Origin of the sequence: Reyranella sp., assembly GCF_965279625.1 — a bacterium.
Lineage (GTDB): Bacteria > Pseudomonadota > Alphaproteobacteria > Reyranellales > Reyranellaceae > Reyranella.
Genome location: NZ_OZ257251.1, coordinates 5,267,885 through 5,290,000, shown reverse-complemented (window position 1 = coordinate 5,290,000; position 22,116 = coordinate 5,267,885). Strand labels below are relative to the sequence as shown.

The window sequence follows — 22,116 nt, the reverse complement described above, 5'->3', positions numbered from 1 at the left end:
GCGGTGGTGAGCTCGACCACCCGCGGCACCTTGTAGCGCGCCAGGTGCTCAGACAAATAGGCGCGCACCGATGCCGCATCCAGGGAGGCACCGGCAGCCGGTTCGACATGGGCGCAGATCTGCTCGCCGAACTCCTCGTCGGGGATGCCGAACACGGCGCAGTCGCGCACGCCCGGCATCTGGATCAGTATCCCCTCGATCTCAGCCGGGTAGATGTTGACGCCGCCGGAGATGATCATGTCGCGCTTGCGATCGCACAGGAACAGGAAGCCGTCGGCATCGACGTAGCCCACGTCGCCCACCGTGACGAGCTGGCCGAGCGAAATCTCGCGCCGCTTGGCATCGTCGTTGTTGTAGGTGAACTCCGATAGATGAGGCCCGCGCAGGTAGATCTCGCCGACCTCGCCCTGCTTCACGTCCTGCCCATCCTCATCCACGATTCGCAGGACGCCTCCGGGCACCAGGCGGCCGACCGTGCCGGGCTTACGCAGCGCCTCTTCCGAGCCGTGCCAGACCACGACGCCGGTCTCGGTCGCGCCGTAATACTCGTTGATGACCGGCCCCCACCACTCGATCATCTGGCGCTTCACCGCGGGCGCGCAGGGAGCGGCGCCGTGGCTGACGAAGCCCAGCGACGAGACGTCGTAGCGCCCCCGGACGTCCGCCGGCAGGCGCAGCAGGCGCACGAACATCGTCGGCACGATATGCATGTGGGTGATCCCATGCCGCGCAATCAGGCGCAGCATGTCCTCGGCCTCGAAGCGCGGCTGCAGCACCATGTGCAGGCCGAGCCGCGCGCTCGCCATGCCGTAGGCGGCCGGAGCGGAGTGGTACATCGGGCCGTTCATCAGGACGACGATCGAAGGATCGGGCTTCAGGCCCCAGAACAGGGCGGCTTCCTGAGCACCCGCCGCCTGCTGCGCAGGCGTGCTCGGCTGGCGCCGCACGCCCTTGGGGCGCCCCGTCGTCCCGGACGTGTAGATCATGCTGCCGCGCGAGGGTCGCGGCGGCGCGGTGCGCGGAACTGAAGCCGCGACGAAATCCTCCCAGGACGCGGCGCCCGCCGGTACTCGACGCTTCTCGGCGGGCACGCCGTAGGCGGCAGCGATCTCGTCAGGTGTCGGGACGGCGAAGACCTTCACGCCCTCCGGCACGCCGCCGGCGATCTGCGCCAGCAGGTCGGTATGGGCCACCAGCACGCTCGCGCCGCTGTCGCGCAGGATGTAGTTCGCTTCCTCGGGCGTGAAGTGCCAGTTGATCGGCACCGCATAGGCGCCGAGCTGACTTGCGGCCATGTTCACTTCGAAGGTCGCGAAGTCGTTGCGCAACATCAGGGCGACGCTGCCATTCTCGCCGACGCCCAGCGCCTCGAGTCCGCCGGCCGCGCGCGCGGCATTGGCCTGGATCTCGGCCCAGCTCCGGAATCGTTCGCCCGCCGTAACGCCTGCATTCATTTTTTTCCTCCCTTCTTTTTGGGCGGCACGAGCGCGCCCTTGAACATCAGCGCGCCGTGATAGCCGGCGAGCTTCCCGATATCCGGCCCGTGATCGAGCATGCCCGCGCGCTTCAGCATGACCAGCCCGTGCGTGGCGGCCCACATCGACAGGCCGAACAACAAAGGATCGGCATCGATCAACCCGGCCTTCACCATGTCCTCGGCCTGCTGGGTCACGAAGCTGTGCGCCCGCCTCGACTCGCGCAGCAGGTCGGGATGCTCGTCGCCGATCGGATGGTCGATCTCGAACATGATGCGATAGGCATGCGGATGCTCGTCCGCGAACCGCAGATAGGCGTCGCCAACGCAGCGCGCCCTGTCGAGCGGCCCCTCACCCTCGGCCGCCGCGGCCTCGAGCGCGTCGGCGAAGCGGGCGAAGGCCTCGGCCCGCACCGTCGCCAGGATGTCGGCCTTGTCCTTGAAGTAGCGATAGGGCGTCTTGGGGCTGCAGCCCAGCGCCTCGGCCAGCTGGCGCATGGTGACGCCCTCATAGCCGAAACGGGCGAACCGCTCGGTGGCGACCCGGCACAGCTCAGCGCGGAAATCGGCGATGTCCTGTTCGGTCAGATAGCGCGGCATCGAAGGCCTTTCATACACACCGTGTACGAAAAAGCCTCCGCCCGGTCAAATCCCGTCGTCCGTCAGGCCGTCTCGGCGAACAGTTCGCGGCCGATCAGCATGCGGCGGATCTCACTGGTGCCGGCGCCGATCTCGTAGAGCTTGGCGTCGCGCAGCAGGCGGCCGGTCGGATAATCGTTGATGTAGCCGTTGCCGCCCAGCAGCTGGATGGCGTCGAGCGCCACCATCGTGGCCTTCTCGGCGGCATAGAGGATCGCGCCGGCCGAATCCTTGCGCGTGGTCTGGCCGCGGTCGCAGGCCTTGGCGACGGCGTACACATAGGCCTTGCAGGCGTTCATCGTGGTGTACATGTCGGCGAGCTTGCCCTGCACAAGCTGGAACTCGCCGATCGCCTGGCCGAACTGCTTGCGCTCGTGGACATAGGGCACGACGATGTCCATCGCCGCCTGCATGATGCCGATCGGGCCCGCCGCCAGCACGGCGCGCTCGTAGTCGAGCCCGCTCATCAGCACGTTGACGCCCTTGCCCACCGCGCCCAGTACGTTCTCCTCGGGGATCTCGCAATCCTCGAAGACGAGTTCGCCCGTCGAGGAGCCACGCATGCCCATCTTGTCGAGCTTCTGGGCGACCTTGAAGCCCTTGCGGTCGGTCTCGACGATGAAGGTCGTGATGCCGCGCGAGCCGGCCGCCGGATCGGTCTTGGCATACACCACGACGAGCTGCGCATCGGGACTGTTGGTGATCCACATCTTGGTACCGTTCAGGACGTAGCGGTCGCCCTTCTTCTCGGCCCGCAGCTTCATCGACACGACGTCGGAGCCGGCGCCCGATTCGCTCATCGCCAGGCTGCCGACATGTTCGCCGGAGATCAGCTTGGGCAGGAAGCGCTTCTTCTGCTCGTCGGTGCCGGTGCGGCGGATCTGGTTGATGCAGAGGTTGGAGTGGGCGCCGTAGCTCAGCCCGACCGCGGCCGAGGCGCGGCTGATCTCTTCGACCGCGATGACATGTTCGAGATAGCCGAGGCCCGATCCGCCGAACTCTTCCTCGACGGTGATGCCGTGCAGGCCAAGCTCGCCCATCTTCGGCCAAAGCTCGCGCGGGAACCGGTCGCTCTTGTCGATCTCGGCCGCGATCGGCGCGACCTCGGCCGAGGCGAATCGCTGGACCTGGTCGCGCAGCGCGTCGGCGGTCTCACCCAGGCCGAAGTCGAACGGCGGCATCGCATTCGGGATCATTTTTGTCTTACCTGTTGATGGACTGGATCAGGACTTGGAGCCCAGCTTGACCTGTATGCGGATCAACTTCCACTCGCCGTCCGACGGGATGAACTCCAACTCGAAGAGGAGGCGCGACGGCTCCGTGGGAAAGCTGCCTTTCACCACCAGCTTGCCGTCCTCGTCGACCACGGGCTTGGGGTCGTAGGTCGGCGGCATGGCCGCAATGATGTCGAAGTCGGCGTTGCCCTGGCTGAACTCCTTGAACGTCTCCTTGAGCTTCTCAGGCGGGAATTGCTCACGAAACGGTTTGGAAAGCTTGGCGTGCAGGACGGCGTAGTTGCCGGTCACGTTGGCGTCGTTGAGGCTGAGCAACGAACTCTTGACCAACGCTTCCAGCACGCGGTCGGACGGGACCCTGTTCTGCGCTTGGACCACGGAAGCGCCCAGCAGCAGGAGAAATGCGGCAACGAGGCGAAGGACTGTCGACACGGAAACCTCCGTCGGGGACGATACCTCAAAGCAGGAAGATCGTCGCCAGCCCGAGGAAGGTCAGGAAGCCGGTCACGTCCGTGACCATGGTCAGGAACACCGTGGAGGAGACCGCGGGATCGACGCCGAATTTCTGCAGGCCGAGCGGAATCAGCGAGCCGGCCAGCGACGCGGCCATCAGGTTGCAGACCATCGAAGCGGCAATGACCGCACCCAGCCGCCAGTCGTGGAACACGAGAATGACCCCGACCGCCAGCAAGGTGGCGAACAACAGTCCGTTCAGGCTGCCGACCACGGCCTCCTTGCCGATGAAGCGCACGGCATTGGCCGCCGTCAGTTCGCCCATTGCCAGAGCACGGACCGTGACGGTGACGGTCTGAATGCCGGCATTGCCGCCCATCGACGCGACGATCGGCATGAGAGCGGCCAGGATCACGATCTTCTCGATCGTGTCTTCGAACTGGCTGATCACGACCGAGGCGACCAGCGCCGTGGCGACGTTGACCAGCAGCCAGGGGGCCCGTAGACGCGCCGTGCGCACGGTGTCGGCGTGCATGTCGTCGGAGCCGACGCCGCCCATCTTGAGCAGATCCTCCTCCGCCTCCTCGTCGATCACGTCGACCACGTCGTCGACCATGATCACGCCCAACAACCGTCCGTCATCGTCAACGACCGGGCACGAGACCAGGTTCTTGTCGCGGAAAACGTGTGCCACCTCAGCCTGGTCCGACATCGCCGGCAGCGACGGGATATCGGGATCGACGATATCGAGGATCGGGACGGGCCGCTTGCTGCGCAGCATCCGGCCAAGCGGCACCGAGCCGCGCAGATGGCCGCCCGCATCGACGACGAAGATGTCGTAGACGTCGTCGGGCAGATCGGTGGCTTCACGGCAATGGTCGATCACCTCGCCCACGGTCCAGGTGTCGGCCACCTTGACCAGCGACCGCTGCATGAGGCGGCCGGCGGTGTCCTCGGGATAGGCCAGGGCGCGTTCGATGTCGGCGCGTTCTTCGGCCGGAATTTCCGCCAGGACCTCCTGCCGCTCCTCTTCCGTCAGGTCCTCGAGGATGGTGGCCGCATCGTCAGCCTCGAGTTCGCGCGCGGCGGCCGCGATCTCCTTGCTGTCGAGCTGGTCGAGAACGTCCTCGAGGACCTCCTCGTCGAGCTCGGTCAGGGCCTCGGGATCGAGGTCGCCCTTGAGGATGCCGACCAGCTTGTCGCGTTGATCCTCGGAGATCTGTTCGAGAATGGAGGCCTGGCCCGTGGCGCTGAGGTTGTTCAGCAGCGCCCGCGCATCCTCCTGCCTGTCTTCGGTGAGCGCCGCCTCGACGCGCCGGACGAGTTCCGGCGTCACTTCGTCGAGATGGTCGATCTCGCCACTCATCCACGCGCCTCGGCGAGGCGTTGCGCTTCGACCACGGCCAGCGCGGTCATGTTGAGGATGCCGCGTGCGGTCACCGACGGCGTCAGCACATGCGCCGGCAGATCGGTGCCCAGCAGGATCGGGCCGATGTGCAGCCCGTCGGCCGCCTCCTTCAGCAGGTTGAAGGAGATGTTGGCGGCGTCCAGCGACGGGCAGACCACCAGGTTCGCCGCTTCCTTGAGCTTGGACCGCGGAAAGACGCTGTTGCGGATGTCGACATTCAGCGCGGCGTCACCATGCATTTCGCCGTCGACCTCCAGGGTCGGCGCCCGCTGGTGCAGGATCTTCACCGCGGCGGCCATCTTCTTGGCCGAGGCATGCTCGGAGCCGCCGAAGCTCGAATGCGAGATCAGCGCGACCTTGGGCTGGAGGCCGAAGCGCAGGACCTCGTCCGCCGCCAGCAGGGTGATCTCCGCCAGCGTCTCGGGATCGGGATCGTAGTTCACGTAGGTATCGGCGATGAACAGCGCACGGGTCGGCATGACCAGCAGGCTGAGGGCCGCCATGTTCTTCGCCCCCTCGCGCAGGCCGATGACGTCGCGCACATGGGCCAGATGGGTGCGGAAGCGGCCATAGGCGCCGGCGATCATTGCGTCGGCATCGCCAAGCTTCACCGCCAGAGCGGCGATCAAGGTCGGGCTGGAGCGCACGAGGTTGCGCGCCGTCGGCTCGGTGACCCCCTTGCGCTCCATCAGCTCGAGATAGGCGCCCCAGTACTTGTCGTAGCGCGGGTCGCTGGACGGATCGACCAGCTCGACATCGACACCGGGCTGGAAGCGCAGGCCGAGACGCTCGGCGCGCCGCCGCACGATCTCCGGCCGGCCGATCAGGATCGGCTTGGCGATGCCCTCGTCCAGGATGATCTGCGCGGCGCGCAGGACGCGATCGTCCTCGCCGGCGCTGAAGATCACCCGCTTCGGATCGGAGCGCGCCTGTGCGAACACCGGCCGCATGACGAGCCCGGACTTGAAGACGAACTGGCTGAGCTGCTGGCGATAGGAATCGAAGTCGGTGATCGGCCGCGTCGCCACGCCGCTGTCCATGGCGGCCTTCGCGACGGCCGGCGCCAGCTCGACGATCAGCCGCGGATCGAAGGGCTTGGGAATGATCTGGGTGGGGCCGAAGCCGCCGGCCTGCTCGCCGAAGGCGCGCGCCACGACCTCGGAGGGCTCCTTGCGGGCCAGCGCCGCCAGCGCCCGCACGCAGGCGATCTTCATCTCGTCGTTGACGGTCGTGGCGCCGACGTCGAGGGCGCCGCGAAAAATGTAGGGGAAGCAGAGGACGTTGTTGACCTGGTTGGGATAGTCGCTGCGGCCGGTGGCCATGATGGCGTCGTCGCGAACGCCCGCGACGTCTTCCGGCGAGATCTCGGGATTGGGATTGGCCAGCGCGAAGATCAGCGGCCGGGCGGCCATCCGGGCCACCATCTCGGGCTTCAGGACGCCGGCGGCCGAAAGGCCGAGGAACACGTCGGCGCCGCCGATCACCTCACCCAGGGTGCGGGCCTGCGTGTCGCGGGCATAGCGCTCCTTCCACGGGTCCATCTGCTCGTTGCGGCCCTTCCAGACCACGCCTGCGATGTCGGTGACCCACATGTTCTCGCGCGGCAGGCCGAGCTTCTCCAGCACGCCGAGGCACGACAGGGCCGCCGCACCCGCGCCGGACACGACCAGCTTCACCTTGGCGATGTCCTTGCCGACCAGCGACAGGGCATTGAACAGCGCGGCGCCGACGATGATGGCGGTACCGTGCTGGTCGTCGTGGAACACCGGGATCTTCATGCGCTCGCGCAGCTTCTGCTCGACGTAGAAGCACTCCGGCGCCTTGATGTCCTCGAGGTTGATGCCGCCGAAGGTCGGCTCGAGAGCGGCGACGATATCGACCAGTTTATCCTGGTCGAGTTCGGCCAGTTCGAGGTCGAAGACGTCGATGCCGGCGAACTTCTTGAAGAGGACGCCCTTGCCCTCCATCACCGGCTTGGCCGCCAGGGGGCCGATCGCCCCCAGCCCCAGCACGGCGGTGCCGTTGGTGACGACGGCGACCAGATTGGCTCGAGCGGTGAGCTCGGCAGCCATCCCGGGATCGCGCACGATCTCGTTACAGGCTGCCGCTACGCCGGGCGAATAGGCCAGAGAGAGGTCGCGCTGGGTCGCCAGCGGCTTGGTCGGGACGACCTCGATCTTCCCGGGTCGAGGCAGGCGATGGTAACGGAGGGCGCTTTCGCTGAGATCGTCGGCCAAAGCACTCTCCCACCTGCAAACAAAAAGGGCCGCCCGTTGGCATCTGCCAACAGGCGGCGACCTTACCTTTTCGTTCGAACCGGCGATGGTGCGGCCAAGAAGACTCGAACTTCCACGCCTCGCGGCACTAGCACCTCAAGCTAGCGCGTCTACCAATTCCGCCATGGCCGCGCCGGTTCGATGGCGCGGGGGATACCAAATCGCTCCCGCAGTGGCAAGGCGGGCTTGCACGAACGAGCGGAAGTGCCGATTTTGCCACAATGAAAAGGCTCGAATGGCGCATCTCCGACGACGCCGTCCCCTATGACGAGGCTTTGTCCACCATGGAAGCGCGTGTCGCGGCCATCCGTGCCGGCACGGATGGCGAAATGGTGTGGCTGCTGGAGCACCCGCCGCTCTACACGGCCGGCACCAGCGCCCGGACGCAGGACCTGCTGCAGCCTGCCCGCTTTCCGGTCCACGTCGCCGGCCGCGGCGGCCAGTACACCTATCACGGCCCCGGCCAGCGGGTGGCCTATGTGATGCTCGACCTCAGGGCGCGCCGCCAGGACGTCCGCCGCTATGTCTCCGACCTCGAGGAATGGACGATCCGCACGCTCGGCCGCTTCAACGTCAAGGCGGAGCGGCGGGAGGGCCGTGTCGGCGTCTGGGTCGTACGACCGGACAAGCCGCCCCTGCCCGATGGCAGCCCGCGCGAGGACAAGATCGCGGCCATTGGTGTGCGCATCCGCCACTGGGTGGCGTTCCACGGCATCTCGATCAACGTCGAGCCCGACCTCTCGCACTATGCGGGAATTGTCCCCTGCGGCATCGCCGACCATGGCGTCACGTCGCTGGTCGATCTCGGCCTGCCGGTCACCTTGGCCGATCTCGACGCGGCGCTGGCCGAGACCTTCCAGGAAGTGTTCGGCGAGATCAGGCCGTCGGCAGCCGCGTAAAGCCTGCCGGAAGGACGTCGAGGTCGACCGGCTCGACGTCGACGGCGTCCACGCGCGCGAGCGTCGGGCCGCGACGGCAGGCTTCGATCATCCGGCCCACCGCGTCGTCGTCGCCGACGACCAGTGCTTCGACAGAGCCGTCGGAGCGGTTGCGCACCCAGCCGCTGAGGCCGAGCCGCTGAGCCGCAGCCATCGCCCAGTCGCGGTAGCCCACGCCCTGGACCCGGCCGGTGATCGCGAGGCGCGCCTGCAACGCCATCCGGCTCAGGCGAACTCGATGATCTTCTGGTCGACGCGCAGGCTGTCGCCGGCCTTGGCGTGCAGCGTCTTGACCGTGCCGTCACGCGTGGCGCGCAGCACATTCTCCATCTTCATCGCCTCGACCACGGCCAGCGCCTCGCCGGCCTTGATCTCCTGCCCTTCGCTCACCGCCACGGAGGCCAGCAGGCCCGGCATCGGCGACAGCAGGAACTTGGAGGTGTCGGGCGCCGCCTTGACCGGCATCAGCGCGTAGAGCTCCGCCTGGCGCGGCGTGAGCACCAGCACATCCGCCTGCCCGCCTTCATGCGTCAGGCGCCAACCGGAGCCCAGAGTGTCGACCTGCACCACGACCGGATGCTGATCGACCTTCGCCCGCAACAGCGGCTCACCCGGCGTCCAGGCGGTCTCGATCTCGATCCGGCGGGCGTCGATGTCCACGGCGAATTCGAGGCCGCCGCCACTCACCGAGACGGGCATCGGCGCGCGATTGAGCATGACGACGCGCTCGGACTGAGGCGCCCCTGCCCGATGAGCATGAATGCGATCCACCACGGCCGCGACCGCCGCCAGCACCGCCGCGTCCTTCGGCGGCAGATGCTCGGCCGTGAAGCCGCCCTTGAACTCCTCGGCGATGAAGTTCGTGGTGAGCTTGCCCGCCCGGAACCTGGGATGGGCCATCAGCGCCGCCAGGAACGGCACGTTGTGCGACACGCCACGGACGTAGAACTCGTCGAGCGCGCGGCGCATGCGGTCGATCGCCTCGTCGCGCGTCTTGCCGTGCGTGCACAGCTTGGCGATCATCGGATCGTAGAACATCGAGATCTCGCCGCCCTCGTAGACGCCGGTATCGACGCGGACGTCGGGTCCCGCCTCGGGCTCGCGGTACTTCACCAGCCGTCCCGTGGAGGGCAGGAAGTTGCGGAACGGGTCTTCGGCGTAGAGACGCGCCTCGACGGCCCAGCCCTGCAGCTTCACGTCCTTCTGCTGGAACGGCAGCTTGCCGCCCGCCGCCACGCGGATCATCAGCTCGACCAGGTCGAGGCCGGTGATCAGCTCGGTCACCGGATGCTCAACCTGCAGGCGCGTATTCATCTCGAGAAAGTAGAACTTGCGGTTCTTGTCGACGATGAATTCGACGGTGCCGGCGCTCTTGTACTTTACCGCCTTGGCCAGCGCGACGGCCTGCTCGCCCATCGCCTTGCGCGTCTTCGCGTCGAGGAACGGGCTCGGCGCCTCCTCGATCACCTTCTGGTGGCGGCGCTGGATCGAACACTCGCGCTCCCAGAGATAGATGCAGTTGCCGTGGCCGTCGGCGATGAGCTGGATCTCGATGTGGCGCGGCTCCTCGATATACTTCTCGATGAACACGCGATCGTCGGCGAACGAGGCCTTGGCCTCGTTGGTCGCCGAGCCGAAGCCTTCATGCGCTTCGGCATCGTTGTAGGCGATGCGCATGCCCTTGCCGCCGCCGCCGGCCGAGGCCTTGATCATCACCGGGTAGCCGATCTTCTGGGCGATCTTCACCGCCTCGTCGGCATTGGGAATCGCCGCCAGGTAACCGGGCACGGTGCTGACCCCGGCCGCCTGCGCGAGCTTCTTCGACTCGATCTTGTCGCCCATGGCGTAGATGGCGTGAGCATCGGGACCGATGAAGGCGATGCCGGCCTCGGCCAGCGCCTTCTGGAAGGCCTCCTTCTCGGAGAGGAACCCGTAGCCCGGGTGCACCGCCTGGGCGCCGGTCGCCTTGCAGGCCTCGACGATCTTGTCGATCAGCAGGTAGGACTGCGCGGAAGGCGGCGGTCCGATCAGCACCGCCTCGTCGGCCTCGCGCACGTGCAGCGCGTCGGCGTCGGCTTCGGAGTAGACCGCCACGGTCTTGATGCCGAGACGCTTGCAGGTCCGGATGACCCGGCAGGCGATCTCGCCGCGATTGGCGATCAGGATCTTGTCGAACAGCGGTCCGTCGGCGGCAGGCTTCGGAGCCGGCGCCTTCTTCGCAGCCGCGACGCCCTTTGATGCGCTCTTGGGCACGCTCTTGGGCGCACTCTTGGTGGCGACCTTGGCGACCTTCTTCTTGGCGGCCATGCTCAGATTCCTTCTTTTCTGCGATCGAAGAAGCCCCTGGCCCACAGTGAGTGAGCGCCGATCAGGGGCAGCCAGACGATGAGGACCCAGAGCCACCACGGATACTGGCGGCTCACGATGAAATTCAGCGGGATGATCACGAGCAGCGCGAGAAGCCCGACCATCAGGTGCTTGCGCACGATCCGGCCGCGCCTCATGCGCTCCTCGGGAGACAGATGCACGGCGTCGCCGTCACAGAGGCACGTTGCCGTGCTTGCGCCACGGATTCTCGAGCTTCTTGGTCTCGAGCGTGGCCAGCGCCTTGCAGATCCGGCGGCGCGTGCCGTGCGGCATGATCACGTCGTCGATGAAGCCGCGGTTGGCCGCCACGAACGGGTTGGCGAACTTCTGGCGATATTCCTCGGTACGCGCCGCGATCTTGCCGGCGTCGCCGACGTCGGAGCGGAAGATGATCTCGACCGCGCCCTTGGCGCCCATCACCGCGATCTCGGCACCCGGCCAGGCATAGTTCACGTCGCCGCGCAGGTGCTTGGACGCCATCACGTCGTAGGCGCCGCCATAGGCCTTGCGGGTGATCACCGTAACCTTCGGCACGGTGGCCTCTGCATAGGCGTAGAGCAGCTTGGCGCCGTGCTTGATGATGCCGCCGAATTCCTGCGTCGTGCCCGGCAGGAAGCCCGGCACGTCGACGAAGGTCACGATCGGGATGTTGAAGGCGTCGCAGAAACGCACGAAGCGGGCGGCCTTGCGCGAGCTGTCGATGTCGAGGCAGCCCGCCAGCACCATCGGCTGGTTGGCCACGAAACCCACCGTCCGGCCGGCCATGCGGCCGAAGCCCACCACCATGTTGGCGGCCCATTCCGGCGACAGCTCGAAGAAATCGCCCTCGTCCACGACCTTCAGGATCAGTTCCTTGATGTCGTAGGGCTTGTTGGGATTCTCCGGCACCAGCGTGTCGAGCGAGAAGTCGTCACGATCGATCGGATCGAGCGCCGCGCGGACCGGCGCCTTCTCGCGATTGTTCGAGGGCAGGAAGTCGACGAAGCGGCGAAGCTGCAGCAGCGCCTCGATGTCGTTCTCGTAGGCGAGATCGGCCACACCCGACTTCTGGGTGTGCGTGAGCGCGCCGCCCAGCTCTTCCTGGGTCACCGTCTCGTGCGTGACGGTCTTCACCACATCGGGACCGGTCACGAACATGTAGGAACTGTCCTTCACCATGAAGATGAAGTCGGTCATGGCCGGCGAATAGACCGCACCGCCGGCGCAGGGACCCATGACCATCGAAATCTGCGGGATCACGCCGGACGCGAGCACATTGCGCTGGAACACGTCGGCATAGCCCGCGAGCGAATCGACACCCTCCTGGATGCGCGCGCCGCCCGAGTCGTTGAGGCCAAGCACCGGCGCGCCGACCTTCATGGCCATGTCCATGACCTTGCAGATCTTGGTGGCGTGCATGCCGGACAGGGCGCCGCCGAACACCGTGAAATCCTGGCTGAAGACATAGACCAGCCGGCCGTTGATCGTGCCGTGGCCGGTGACCACGCCGTCGCCCGGGATCTTCTGGTTCTCCATGCCGAAATCGATCGAACGGTGCTCGACGAACATGTCGTATTCCTCGAACGACTCGGGATCGAGGAGCGCATCGATGCGCTCGCGCGCCGTCAGCTTGCCCTTGGCGTGCTGCGCCTCGATGCGGCGCTCGCCTCCGCCCAGACGCGCCGCTGCACGCCTGCGCTCGAGTTCTTCCAACATTTTCTGCATTCAATTCACTCCGGCTCGCCGGCCCGTTTTCAGGCAAAATGTTCGAGGCGTCCAGTTCACGAATTCGGCTTTTCGCGCGGCCGGCAGATATCCTCGAGCCGGCCTGAGGCCGTATCGGGAAGGTCGCCGGTGCGCCGTAGTGCGAAACTCGTGGGTTCCCGGTGCCCTGCTGCATCGCGGTTGTAGCATACGAGCGACGAACCGCCCGATGCGGTGCAGATGAAGCGGTCGGGGCTGTACGGCCGGGAAGCCGCCACCTTGGTGAACACGATCTCGACGCGCTCGACGTCGATGCGAACGAAGCCGCATTGAGCATATTCCTGTACCGGGCCGCGGGCGGTGCTGCGCGCGTCGTCACCATCGATCACGACGATGCCGGCATGACGACCGTTATGCGCCTGCCGCTCGAATTGCCACACGCCCTGCAAGCTTTGCGCCATCGCAGGGGCCGCAATCATCGTCAGAGGAACGAAAAGCCCCGGCAGGCCGATCATTTCAGGAAGCGCTTCTCGTTGTCCTTGACCGTTCCCATACCCTGCAGATCGAACACCTCGTCGACCGTGGCGATGCTGCCCTCGACGCCGTGGATGCCGCCATCCTTGCGTATCTGTGCGAAGGTCGCCCGCATGGCGCCGACGGCAGCCCTGATGGCGTGGTTGCCCCAGATGAGCAGGCCGACCTTCTTCAGTTCCCTCACCCGCGCCACCGTCATCTGCGGATAGGCGGTCGGCACCAGCGCGATCGGCACCTTGCCATCCCACGCCTTGATGAAGGCCTCGATCTCGTCCGGCGTCTTCTGCTTGGAATGGACGAGGATCAGGTCGGCGCCGGCGGCTTCGTAGGCCCGCGCTCGCTTCAGCGCCTCGTCCTGGCCGAGGCCGGCGATCAGCGCCTCGGTGCGGGCCACGACGACGAGATCGGGATCGCGCCGGGCCGACCGCGCGGCCTCGATCTTGCCCTGGAACTCCTCGATGCGGACCATGTCCTGCCGGCCACCGGCGATCAGGCTGGTGACCTTGGGGAAGCTCTTGTCCTCCATCACGATCGCGCCCACCCCGGCGCGCTCGTACTGCTCCACCGCATAGAGGACGTTGATGGCATTGCCGAAACCGGTGTCGATGTCGGCCACCACCGGCAGGCCCGACCGGTCGACCATGGCGCGCGTCATGTCGAGATGCTGGGTCATCGATACGATGCTGACGTCCGGCACGCCGTACAGGGCGGACAGTTCGAAGCCGGAGGCCCAGATCGCGTCGAAGCCTGCTTCTGCAGCGAGCATCGCCGATAGCGGGCTGTGCGCCGCCATCGCCTCGACGAGGCCCTTGTCGGCCATGATCTTCCGCAGCCTGGTGCCCGCTCCCATGATCCCTCTCAGCCGCGCAGACGCGCGTTCTCCAGCAATGAAAGAAAGCGGGCGCACGCCTCGATGTCCCTGCGCACGCCTTCGCGATGCTTCTCCGCCAGCGGATCGTCACCCCAGCGATCGACCTGGTAGAGTTCGTCCATCTGGGCGGCGGCAAAGGCGCCGGCCGCATCGAGGCGCCCCTCCGACACCGCCAGCCCGATCATCACCGACCCCGCCGTGTGCGTGAGATTGTAGAGCGCCGACAGCGCCAGATCGCCGTGTGCCGAAACCGCTTCGTGAAGCCGCGCCTTCGCCGCTTCCGGCTGATCCACGAAGCCGATGCCTTCGGCGGTGACCAGCCGGGCGCCATGGCGCTCGGCTGCCCAGTCGAGCAAGGGCTGCCACAGCTCAAGCTGCAGCTTCACCAGGCTCTCCGGCGCGGTCGCGCGATAGCAGAGGAGATCCGAGCCGGCATACTTGGCCGTATCGGCGATGACCTCGTCGCGACGCGCCACGACGCGGTCGATGGCGGTTGCGGCAAGGCGCGTCAGCGGCAGGTGAGCGGCGTTGATCTCGGCCTTGTCGGGCACGCCCGCCCATTCGGCGGCGATGGCCTCGGCAAGCGCCCGGGTCGGCACGACCAAGGTCGCCTTCATCGGCGTCCGCATGGGCTTGCCATCGAGCAGGACGCGAAACCCGCCCTCTCCCTCATCGACGCCCGTATCCTTGTAGAAGCGCTTCATTCTGCTCCCGAGCAGCGCAAGATATCCACGATACGAAATTCCTGCATCGCACCTTACGACCTGCGCGAGGGGCTTACATGGGAGATGGGCTGGGCGACAAGGCTCCCGATTCAGTCCGTTTCGCCTCCGAAAAGAACAATCGGATGATTTGCACGAATTCGGCAGGATCCGCCTGAAGCGAACCGCTGGTGAAAGTGACGGGACTTCCGGACAGGCGCCAGTTGATGGCCTTCGCCAACCGCTGAAGGCTGTTGCCGCGTGAGATGTACTTTTGAGGATCGCGCAGCCTGATCGAGAGAAAGGCTCCGCCCCTCCCCATGCCTTCCCTGATTTCGGTCACGTCCGCCCAATCGACCCAGCCGAATGCCAGGCCGGTCGGGCGAAAAAAGAACCCCTGTCGATTGATGACGAGCCCTGGCTCTGTCGCAGTCAGGGTTCTCAGATGGCCGTAGGCAAGCAGCAGGAAGAAAAAGATACCGAATCCCAGCACGAACTGGTGGAACGAATTCGATCCGACGCCCGGCGCCGCCATGAGCATCCAACCCGCCGCCACCGCCATCGCGAGACTGGCAATCGCCAGAAAGCCGACCTTCGAGCGACTGACGGGGATCGCGATTTCTGGTCTCTTCTCTTCGCTCACGGCCGGCTCTGGCCACGCTGCGGACCCGGCGTCTGCCCCTGTGGCCGCGACGCCCGCTGACGAATGTCCGACGTGGGCGCCGGCATTTGCGCCCGCAGCCCCGGCCGCAGGGCCTCGACCCGCGGCGCCAGCACGGCGCAGGCATTCGCGCCGGCCTGCCGGCCGGCCTGCCCCACCTGGGCGACCAGGCTCGGGATCGGGCCGCCGCCCACCAGCAGCTTGGAGAGGTTGGGATCGACCGCGCTCGCCGTGGCCTTGCCGGCGCCGCCCTTGATGCGCATCGGCGTGGCGAGCGAAGCGTTCTGATGGTCGCGTGCCTCGGGGGCGACGATGAACTCCCAGCCCTCGGTGCGCAGATGCAGGTAGCCGCCGCCGACCAGCACGCCGCGCGGCGTGTCGACGACCAGGCGCCGCAGGTTGGCGACACCGCCACTCACTTCGAACCGGCCGGCGATGCAGTTGAACGGCACGCCGGCCTCGGTGCCGCCGAGGAGCCGCTGGGTCTCGGGCGGCCAGTTCGCGAGCTGGCTTTGGGGCCACATGCCCTTGCCCATGGCCACGTCGATCGAGCCGTTGGCGGTGTTCAGCGCGTCGCGCGTGGTGCGGCCACCGCCGCGCAGGCGAAGGTCGACATCGGCAACACCGTCGCGCAGGCCGAGATCGAGGCCGAGAAGGGTCGACAGCTCGCCCAGGGAGACTCGGTTGGCGGTGGCCGTCAGCGTGGTCTGCCCGATGCGACCAGCCGGGTCGTAGACCAGATCGACGCCGGCCGAGCCGCCGCCGACGGTCGCCGCCGCGCGAAAGGTGAAACGCGTCTCGCCCGAAGCCAGCGTCACCGATGCGTTCTGCATCTTGGCGCCAAGACCCACGACCTCCCCCAGCCTCACCGTCACCGAGAGGGCCGACCGGCCGAGCCAGCTTGCGGAGAACGGCAGGGCCGGAATGAGGCGCGGCTGCTGCATCGGAGCCGTTGCGGGTGCCGCGGGCGCGGCGGTCGCGGGCGGCGCCTTCAGTTCCGAGACGTCGAGGCGCGTAATGTCGGCATTGACGATGATAGTCGGCGTGCCCTTGCGATCGACGCGGAACAGCGCCTCGCCGGCCCCCTCGCTCGAGCCGACCTTCAGCGCCGTGACCTCGACCTTGAAGCCGTTGCGCTGGGTCGAAGCCTTCGAATTCATCACGTAGGGACCGCCCACCGGGACGGGAAGGCGAATGTAGGGTCCAAGCACCGAAACGTCGGCGCCTTCGGAATTGACCTGCAGCGACGTGCCCTTGGCGTTGATGCTGCCCTTGATCGAAATCTTGCCGTCGCCGAATCCACCCTGAAGGTCGATGTTGCCGGGCAGCCCGGCCATCCAGCCGTTGAACGAGCCGGCGGTGCCCGTGAGGTCCATCGGCACGCCCTGCGCCACGCCGAACCGCCCCTCGACCTGCAAGGTCTGGTTCGGGGCCTGCGCCTTGAAGGTCGCGTTCGGCACGTCGATCACCACCGGCGGCCGGCCCGCTCCTTCCGTGACGGTCAGGACGGAGTCGCGGACTTCGACCGTGCTGATCCAGGGAAAGGCCGAGGACGTGCGAAGCCGGAGAGACCGGTTCTCGCCGGGATGCGGCCCCGACCCGTCGGGCGGCGGCAGCATCTCGAGGCTGGAGTCACCCACCTCGTTGCGCTCGACCAGGATGTCGGCGCCCTCGAGCAGAATCCGTCCAATCTTGACATCGCCCAGGAACAGCGAAAACGGGTCGAGAAAAAGCGTCATGCGGCGCACGCGCGCCAGATCGGGCCGGGAACCCCACGCTGCATTGGAGAGCGTGACGCCTTCGGCGACCATCGCGGGCTCGCTGCCCAGCCTGACGCTGAGCGGCACGCGGGCGGCCAGTTCGCGCCCCGTGACCTTGCGGACCTGCTCGGTCAGCCGCGCCTGATAGCTCGACAGATCGCGCGTGGCCGCCCAGATGACGCCGACGACGGCGGCGACCGGCACCGCCACCGCCGTGATCACGGCCACTCGCCTCCAGGGAATCCGCATCCTGACCGATTCTCGCTCAAACACCGTCCGTCGAGAAGCCAAATGCCTCGACGGTGCGGCGGAAGTGAGGAGGCAACTCGGCCTCGGCCTTCAGCTCCCCCTTGCCCGACGGGTGCGGCAGAGACAGGCGGCGGGCATGGAGATGCAGCCGGCGCCCCTCGGCGACCGCGACCAGCAGCGCTTCCTCGCCGCCATACTTGCGATCTCCCAGGATCGGGCAGCCCATTTCCGCGCAATGAACGCGGAGCTGGTGAGTGCGCCCCGTCCGCGGCCATAGCGCCAGCAGCGCGGCGCGCCGGCCGGCGCGATCGACTTCGCGAAAATGGGTGATCGCCTTCAGCCCGTTCTCTTCGTCGACTTGCATGAGTTCGCGGTCGCGGGCGCCGGGCCGCTTGGCCAGCGGCAGGTCGATCGTGCCTTCCTTCTTTGGCGGCACGCCCACGACGATCGCCCAATAGAGCTTCTCGGTCTCGCGATCCCTGAAGGATTCCGTCAGGCGCCTGGCGGCCTGCCCCGTTCGCGCGATCAGCAGCAGGCCGCTGGTGTCCTTGTCGAGCCGGTGGACCAGGCGCGGCCGCTGCTCGAAGCCGAACCGCAGCGCGTCCAGCATCCCGTCGATGTGCTTATCCGTGCCGCTGCCGCCCTGGACCGCGAGTCCCGGCGGCTTGTTGAGCACGATCACGTGATCGTCGCGATGGATCACCATGCGCTGGATCTCGGCGGCGTCGCGATCGGAAACGGTCGGCTTCGCCTCCGTTCGCGGCTTGGGCGCCGGCGTATTCGTGACGCCGGGCGGCAGGCGAATCGACTGCCCCGGCTCGATCCGGTCCTTGCCCTCGGCCCGCTTGCCGTCGATCCGGACCTGGCCAGTGCGCAGCAGCTTCTGCAAAGCGCCGTGGCTCAGTTCGGGGAAGTGGCGCTGGAACCACCGGTCGAGGCGCATGCCAGTCTCGTCGTCCGTGACGGCGCGATTCTGGACCTTGGTCTGTTGGCTACCACCACTGGCAGGGCTGTCACTCATGGCGCACAAACTACGGGACAAGCTACACAGGGTCCATGGAATCGGTGTCCTTCGACACGCTGACGTTCGACCATCCGACGGCTTGCCGGCCGGCGCGAATCTCCGCGACCCTGCACATTCCCGCCGACCGACCGGAACCGGTGTCCTGCATGGTCATCCTGACCAGCAGCGCCGGCGTCCAGCGCCATCGCGAGCACTACTACGCCGACCTGCTGAACGCGGCAGGCGCGGCGGCGCTGATCGTCGACAGTTTCAGGAGCCGTGGGGTGCGGCGTACCGTGGCCGACCAGAGCCTGGTTTCGGCGGCCCAGATGGAGGGCGACGCCTTTGCAGCCCTCGCCCTGCTCCGCGCCGACCGCCGCATCGATCCGGCACGCATCGGTATCATGGGCGTCTCCAAGGGCGGGGTGGCGACGCTCAATGCCGCCCTCGCCGTGCGCCAGCGCTGGCGACGCGACTTCCCGCACCTGTTCGACATCCACGTCGCCCTCTGCCCCGGCGCGACGGCCCAGCATCGCGACGCCACCACGCACGGACGGCCGATGTTCTTCATGCTGGCCGCCAGGGACGACTACACGCCGGCCGAGCTGGCCATCGAGTACGCCGAGCGCATGCGGGCGGCCGGCAACGACCGGATCAAGGTCAAGGTCTATGGCGGCGCCCATCATGGTTGGGAATCGCTGGGTCCCGTCTTCGACATCAAGGACGCCGAGAACTGGTCGTGCTGCCGCAACATCATCGAGGATGACGGCCGCCATTTCGTGCCCTCGCTGGGACAGGCGATGGACGAGCCCGAGTTCCAGGCCTGGGCGCGACAGCACTGCGTCACCCGAGGTGCCCGTGCCGGCGGCGGGACGGCCGATCTGAAGCAGCGCGCCAGCGCCGACCTGATCGCTTTCCTCGCCGTTCACGGATTCGTGCGCTGATGGACGAATCGGCGGGTTCTCCCTATACTTCCGGTGTGATTCGAATCAATTTTTTCGCCGCTTTCCTGGCGCTCGCGCTCTCCTTCTCGGGAGCATCGTCCTCCTACGCCTCGGGCGTCTTGTGGACTGGATCCAGCCTCGCCACGGCACGTGCAGAGGCCTTGCTGAAGGCGTTGCGCAGCGCCGGCGATCACGGACTGGATCCCGCCTGGTACAACCTCGCCGACGTTGAAAGAGCGATGGCGCCGGGCGCCGATTCCAGCGCGGCCGAAGCCATGCTGTCCGCCGCGTTCGTGGCCTATGCCAGCGACGTCTCGACGGGCCGCGTCCGCGCCAACAGGGTCGACAAGGAAATCGACATCATCCAGCGCAAGGCCGACAAGGCGGAGCTGCTGCAGGCTGCGGCCGACGCGCCCGACTTCGCGGCCTACCTCGCCTCGCTGCCGCCCAAGGGCGACTACCCGGCGCTGCAGAAGGCGCTGGCGGCCTGGCGGGAGAAGAAGACCCGCACGACCTACACCGCGATGCCCGACGGCAGCGCGCTGAAGCCCGGCATGATCGACGCCCGCGTGCCCGTCTTGCGCAAGCGCCTGACCGAACTCGACTTCACGGTGCCGCCGGCCGGCGCCGTCGCCGATCTCTATGACGAGCCGCTGGTCGGCGTGGTCAAGTCGTACCAGGAGATGAAGGGCCTGACGGTCGATGGTGTCATCGGCGCCAAGACCGTCCGCTCGCTCAACACCACGATCGACGAACGCATCGAGCAGATCGTCGCCAACCTCGAACGCCGCCGCTGGCTGCCGGAGGATCTCGGCAGCCGCTTCGTCTACGTGAACACCGGCGACTACTCGATGGTGTTCGTGAACGAGGGCAAGATTGCCTTCCAGAGCCAGGTCATCGTCGGCACGCCGAAGGACCCGACGCCCGAGATCCAGTCGACCATGCGCGGCTTCCAGACCAACCCGTACTGGACGGTGCCGCCGTCGATCGCCGGCGAGGAGTATCTGCCGATCCTGCGCCGCGATCCCAATGCCCTGTCTGGCAGTGGCTTCAAGATCTTCGCGAGCTGGAGCCACGACGACGAAATCGACCCCAACACGATCGACTGGAGTTCGATCCATCCCAAGGCGTTCCCGTATCGCATCCGGCAGGATTCGGGCGCGTCGAACGCGCTGGGCTACATCTTCTTCCCGTTCAACAACAAGTACGGGATCTACATGCACGACACGGCGAGCCGCTGGTTGTTCACCGAGGGCAGCCGCAACTTCAGCCATGGCTGCATCCGTCTGCAGAACCCGCTCGACTTCGTCGAGAAGGTATTCAACGGCAAGAACGGCTTCAGCAAGGACCGTGTCCAGCAGGCGATCAAGGACGGCCAGCAGGCCCACTACACCTTCCCCGAGCCGATCACGCTCTACGTGACCTACCGGACCGTCAGCGCCAATGCCGACGGCGTGCCGACCTTCCGCGACGACGTCTACGGCCGCGACCGCCGCGTCGTGCGCGCGATGGCCAAGCCCTGAGGCTCGGCGCGATCGTTCGTCCTTCGGCGCTCCCGGACATCGTTTCACGATGTCCTGACGCTCAGCGGCCGAGCTTCGCTCGGCCCTCTACCGCTTCTTTTCCCTGAGCTTCTTCCAGTATTCGAGCCGCTTGAGGATCTCGCGCTCGAAGCCGCGCTCGACCGGCTGGTAGAACTCTTCGCGGTTCATATTGTCGGGGAAGTAGTTCTGGCCCGAGAAGCCGTCGGCGGCATTGTGGTCGTACTCGTAGCCCTTGCCGTAGCCGATCTCCTTCATGAGCTTGGTCGGCGCATTCAGGATGTGCATCGGCGGCGTCAGCGAACCGTGCGTCTTGGCGGCGCGCTTGGCGGCCCCGAAGGCGACATAGGCTGCGTTCGATTTAGGCGCTGTGCCGAGATAGATCACCGCCTGCGCGATCGCCAGTTCGCCTTCCGGGGACCCCAGCCGCTCGTAGGTCTCCCACGCCGCCAGGGTCTGGGTCAGAGCCTGCGGATCGGCCATGCCGATATCCTCGACGGCGAAGCGCACCAGGCGGCGGGCGATGTACTTGGGATCCTCGCCACCATCGAGCATGCGCGCGAACCAGTAGAGCGCGGCATCGACGTCCGACCCGCGCAGCGACTTGTGCAGCGCGCTGATCAGGTTGTAGTGCGCCTCCTGGGCCTTGTCGTAGAGCGGCGCACGCTTCTGCAGGAGCGTCGCCAGCCGCGACGGCGGCACCGGTCCCTTGTCCTTCAGTTGCGAGAGTTGCTCGGCCAGCCCGATCATGTAGCGGCCGTCGCCGTCGGCCATGGCGAACAGGGCCTCGCGGCCGGTCTCGTCGACCGGCAGCTTGCGGCCGATCGCCTCCTCGGCCCTCGCCAGCAGCGTCGACAATGCCGCGTCGTCGAGACGGCGCAGGACCAGCACCTGGCAGCGCGACAGGAGAGCGGCGTTCAGTTCGAAGGACGGGTTCTCGGTGGTGGCGCCGATCAGCGTCACCGTGCCGTCCTCGACGTACGGCAGGAAGCCGTCCTGCTGGGCGCGGTTGAAGCGATGGATCTCGTCGACGAAGAGCAGCGTGCCTTTGCCGTCCTTGCGGCGCTGGCGGGCTCCCTCGAAGACGCGACGCAGGTCGGCCACGCCGGAGAACACCGCCGACAGCGGCTCGAAATGCAGGTCCACAGCCTCGGCCAACAGGCGGGCGATGGTGGTCTTGCCGCAGCCCGGCGGTCCCCAGAGGATCAGCGACCCGAGCTTGCGCGCCTCCAGCATGCGGCCGAGCGGCCCCTCGGGACCGAGCAGATGGTCTTGCCCGAGAATCTCGCCCAACGCCTTCGGGCGCAGGCGCTCGGCCAGCGGCGTCGGGGCGAGCGAGGCGAAGAGTTCAGCCGGCACGGCCCGACACTTTCATGGGG

The 22,116-nt window shown here is 66.9% G+C and carries 20 protein-coding genes and 1 tRNA gene (1 of these 21 running past the window's edge); 3 read left to right on the top strand and 18 right to left on the bottom strand.

Features of this window, described 5'->3' with window-relative positions; all coding sequences use genetic code 11:
- The 7 genes from ACQY78_RS25730 to ACQY78_RS25700 all read right to left on the bottom strand — a co-directional run.
- Window positions 1–1,454, bottom strand: partial view of an acyl-CoA synthetase gene (locus ACQY78_RS25730; RefSeq protein WP_428680560.1) — the 5' portion only. The gene continues 82 nt to the left of window position 1, outside the view; 1,454 of the gene's 1,536 nt are visible here — the first part of the coding sequence; it begins with the start codon at window positions 1,452–1,454; its stop codon lies beyond the left edge, outside the window.
- The gene (locus tag ACQY78_RS25725) at window positions 1,451–2,074 is read right to left on the bottom strand and encodes a TetR/AcrR family transcriptional regulator (protein WP_428680557.1); all 624 of its coding nucleotides are present in this window, start codon (window positions 2,072–2,074) and stop codon (window positions 1,451–1,453) included. Before ACQY78_RS25725 ends, ACQY78_RS25730 begins: the two co-directional genes overlap by 4 nt.
- 62 nt (window positions 2,075–2,136) lie before the next feature.
- The gene (locus tag ACQY78_RS25720; protein ID WP_428680554.1) at window positions 2,137–3,309 is read right to left on the bottom strand and encodes an isovaleryl-CoA dehydrogenase; all 1,173 of its coding nucleotides are present in this window, start codon (window positions 3,307–3,309) and stop codon (window positions 2,137–2,139) included.
- A 27-nt stretch (window positions 3,310–3,336) separates the two neighbouring features.
- Entirely contained in the window at window positions 3,337–3,780 is a 444-nt protein-coding gene (locus ACQY78_RS25715; RefSeq protein ID WP_428680551.1) for a hypothetical protein, read from the bottom strand.
- Window positions 3,781–3,805: 25 nt separating this feature from the next.
- Window positions 3,806–5,167 (bottom strand): magnesium transporter, encoded by a 1,362-nt coding sequence (mgtE, locus tag ACQY78_RS25710; RefSeq protein WP_428680548.1) that lies wholly within the window; start codon window positions 5,165–5,167, stop codon window positions 3,806–3,808.
- Window positions 5,164–7,446: an NADP-dependent malic enzyme gene (locus tag ACQY78_RS25705; protein ID WP_428680545.1), complete on the bottom strand. Its 2,283-nt coding sequence runs from the start codon at window positions 7,444–7,446 to the stop codon at window positions 5,164–5,166. The genes mgtE and ACQY78_RS25705 overlap by 4 nt, the downstream gene beginning before the upstream one ends.
- A gap of 86 nt (window positions 7,447–7,532) precedes the next feature.
- Window positions 7,533–7,617, bottom strand: a tRNA-Leu gene (locus ACQY78_RS25700).
- An 89-nt stretch (window positions 7,618–7,706) separates the two neighbouring features.
- On the opposite strand from ACQY78_RS25700, the gene lipB reads away from it, so the two are divergent.
- Window positions 7,707–8,384: a lipoyl(octanoyl) transferase LipB gene (gene lipB, locus ACQY78_RS25695; RefSeq protein ID WP_428680542.1), complete on the top strand. Its 678-nt coding sequence runs from the start codon at window positions 7,707–7,709 to the stop codon at window positions 8,382–8,384.
- Here the strand turns inward: lipB and ACQY78_RS25690 are convergent.
- From ACQY78_RS25690 to ACQY78_RS25645, 10 genes are all read right to left on the bottom strand, one after another.
- On the bottom strand, window positions 8,362–8,643 hold the full coding sequence (locus tag ACQY78_RS25690) for an acylphosphatase (protein WP_428680539.1): 282 nt from the start codon (window positions 8,641–8,643) through the stop codon (window positions 8,362–8,364). The genes lipB and ACQY78_RS25690 overlap by 23 nt on opposite strands.
- Before the next feature lie 5 nt (window positions 8,644–8,648).
- On the bottom strand, window positions 8,649–10,601 hold the full coding sequence (locus ACQY78_RS25685) for an acetyl-CoA carboxylase biotin carboxylase subunit (protein WP_428686502.1): 1,953 nt from the start codon (window positions 10,599–10,601) through the stop codon (window positions 8,649–8,651).
- 131 nt (window positions 10,602–10,732) lie between these two features.
- Entirely contained in the window at window positions 10,733–10,951 is a 219-nt protein-coding gene (locus ACQY78_RS25680) for a hypothetical protein (protein ID WP_428680536.1), read from the bottom strand.
- 10 nt (window positions 10,952–10,961) lie between these two features.
- Window positions 10,962–12,494: an acyl-CoA carboxylase subunit beta gene (locus ACQY78_RS25675; RefSeq protein WP_428680533.1), complete on the bottom strand. Its 1,533-nt coding sequence runs from the start codon at window positions 12,492–12,494 to the stop codon at window positions 10,962–10,964.
- A gap of 56 nt (window positions 12,495–12,550) precedes the next feature.
- Window positions 12,551–12,988 carry a hypothetical protein gene (locus ACQY78_RS25670; RefSeq protein WP_428680530.1) on the bottom strand — a complete coding sequence of 146 codons (438 nt, stop codon included), beginning with the start codon at window positions 12,986–12,988 and terminating at the stop codon, window positions 12,551–12,553.
- The gene (locus ACQY78_RS25665; RefSeq protein ID WP_428680527.1) at window positions 12,985–13,857 is read right to left on the bottom strand and encodes a phosphonopyruvate hydrolase; all 873 of its coding nucleotides are present in this window, start codon (window positions 13,855–13,857) and stop codon (window positions 12,985–12,987) included. The genes ACQY78_RS25670 and ACQY78_RS25665 overlap by 4 nt, the downstream gene beginning before the upstream one ends.
- 8 nt (window positions 13,858–13,865) lie before the next feature.
- On the bottom strand, window positions 13,866–14,582 hold the full coding sequence (locus ACQY78_RS25660) for an ATP12 family chaperone protein (protein ID WP_428680524.1): 717 nt from the start codon (window positions 14,580–14,582) through the stop codon (window positions 13,866–13,868).
- Window positions 14,583–14,655: 73 nt separating this feature from the next.
- Window positions 14,656–15,222 carry an STM3941 family protein gene (locus tag ACQY78_RS25655; protein ID WP_428680521.1) on the bottom strand — a complete coding sequence of 189 codons (567 nt, stop codon included), beginning with the start codon at window positions 15,220–15,222 and terminating at the stop codon, window positions 14,656–14,658.
- The gene (locus ACQY78_RS25650; protein ID WP_428680518.1) at window positions 15,219–17,228 is read right to left on the bottom strand and encodes an AsmA family protein; all 2,010 of its coding nucleotides are present in this window, start codon (window positions 17,226–17,228) and stop codon (window positions 15,219–15,221) included. Before ACQY78_RS25650 ends, ACQY78_RS25655 begins: the two co-directional genes overlap by 4 nt.
- 37 nt (window positions 17,229–17,265) lie before the next feature.
- Window positions 17,266–18,270: an RluA family pseudouridine synthase gene (locus ACQY78_RS25645; protein WP_428680515.1), complete on the bottom strand. Its 1,005-nt coding sequence runs from the start codon at window positions 18,268–18,270 to the stop codon at window positions 17,266–17,268.
- Window positions 18,271–18,305: 35 nt separating this feature from the next.
- On the opposite strand from ACQY78_RS25645, the gene ACQY78_RS25640 reads away from it, so the two are divergent.
- Both ACQY78_RS25640 and ACQY78_RS25635 read left to right on the top strand, forming a co-directional pair.
- Entirely contained in the window at window positions 18,306–19,196 is an 891-nt protein-coding gene (locus ACQY78_RS25640; RefSeq protein WP_428680512.1) for a dienelactone hydrolase family protein, read from the top strand.
- On the top strand, window positions 19,196–20,719 hold the full coding sequence (locus tag ACQY78_RS25635) for a L,D-transpeptidase family protein (protein ID WP_428680509.1): 1,524 nt from the start codon (window positions 19,196–19,198) through the stop codon (window positions 20,717–20,719). Before ACQY78_RS25640 ends, ACQY78_RS25635 begins: the two co-directional genes overlap by 1 nt.
- A gap of 87 nt (window positions 20,720–20,806) precedes the next feature.
- On the opposite strand, the gene ACQY78_RS25630 is transcribed toward ACQY78_RS25635, so the two are convergent.
- On the bottom strand, window positions 20,807–22,096 hold the full coding sequence (locus ACQY78_RS25630) for a replication-associated recombination protein A (RefSeq protein ID WP_428680506.1): 1,290 nt from the start codon (window positions 22,094–22,096) through the stop codon (window positions 20,807–20,809).
- Window positions 22,097–22,116 lie beyond the last annotated feature (20 nt).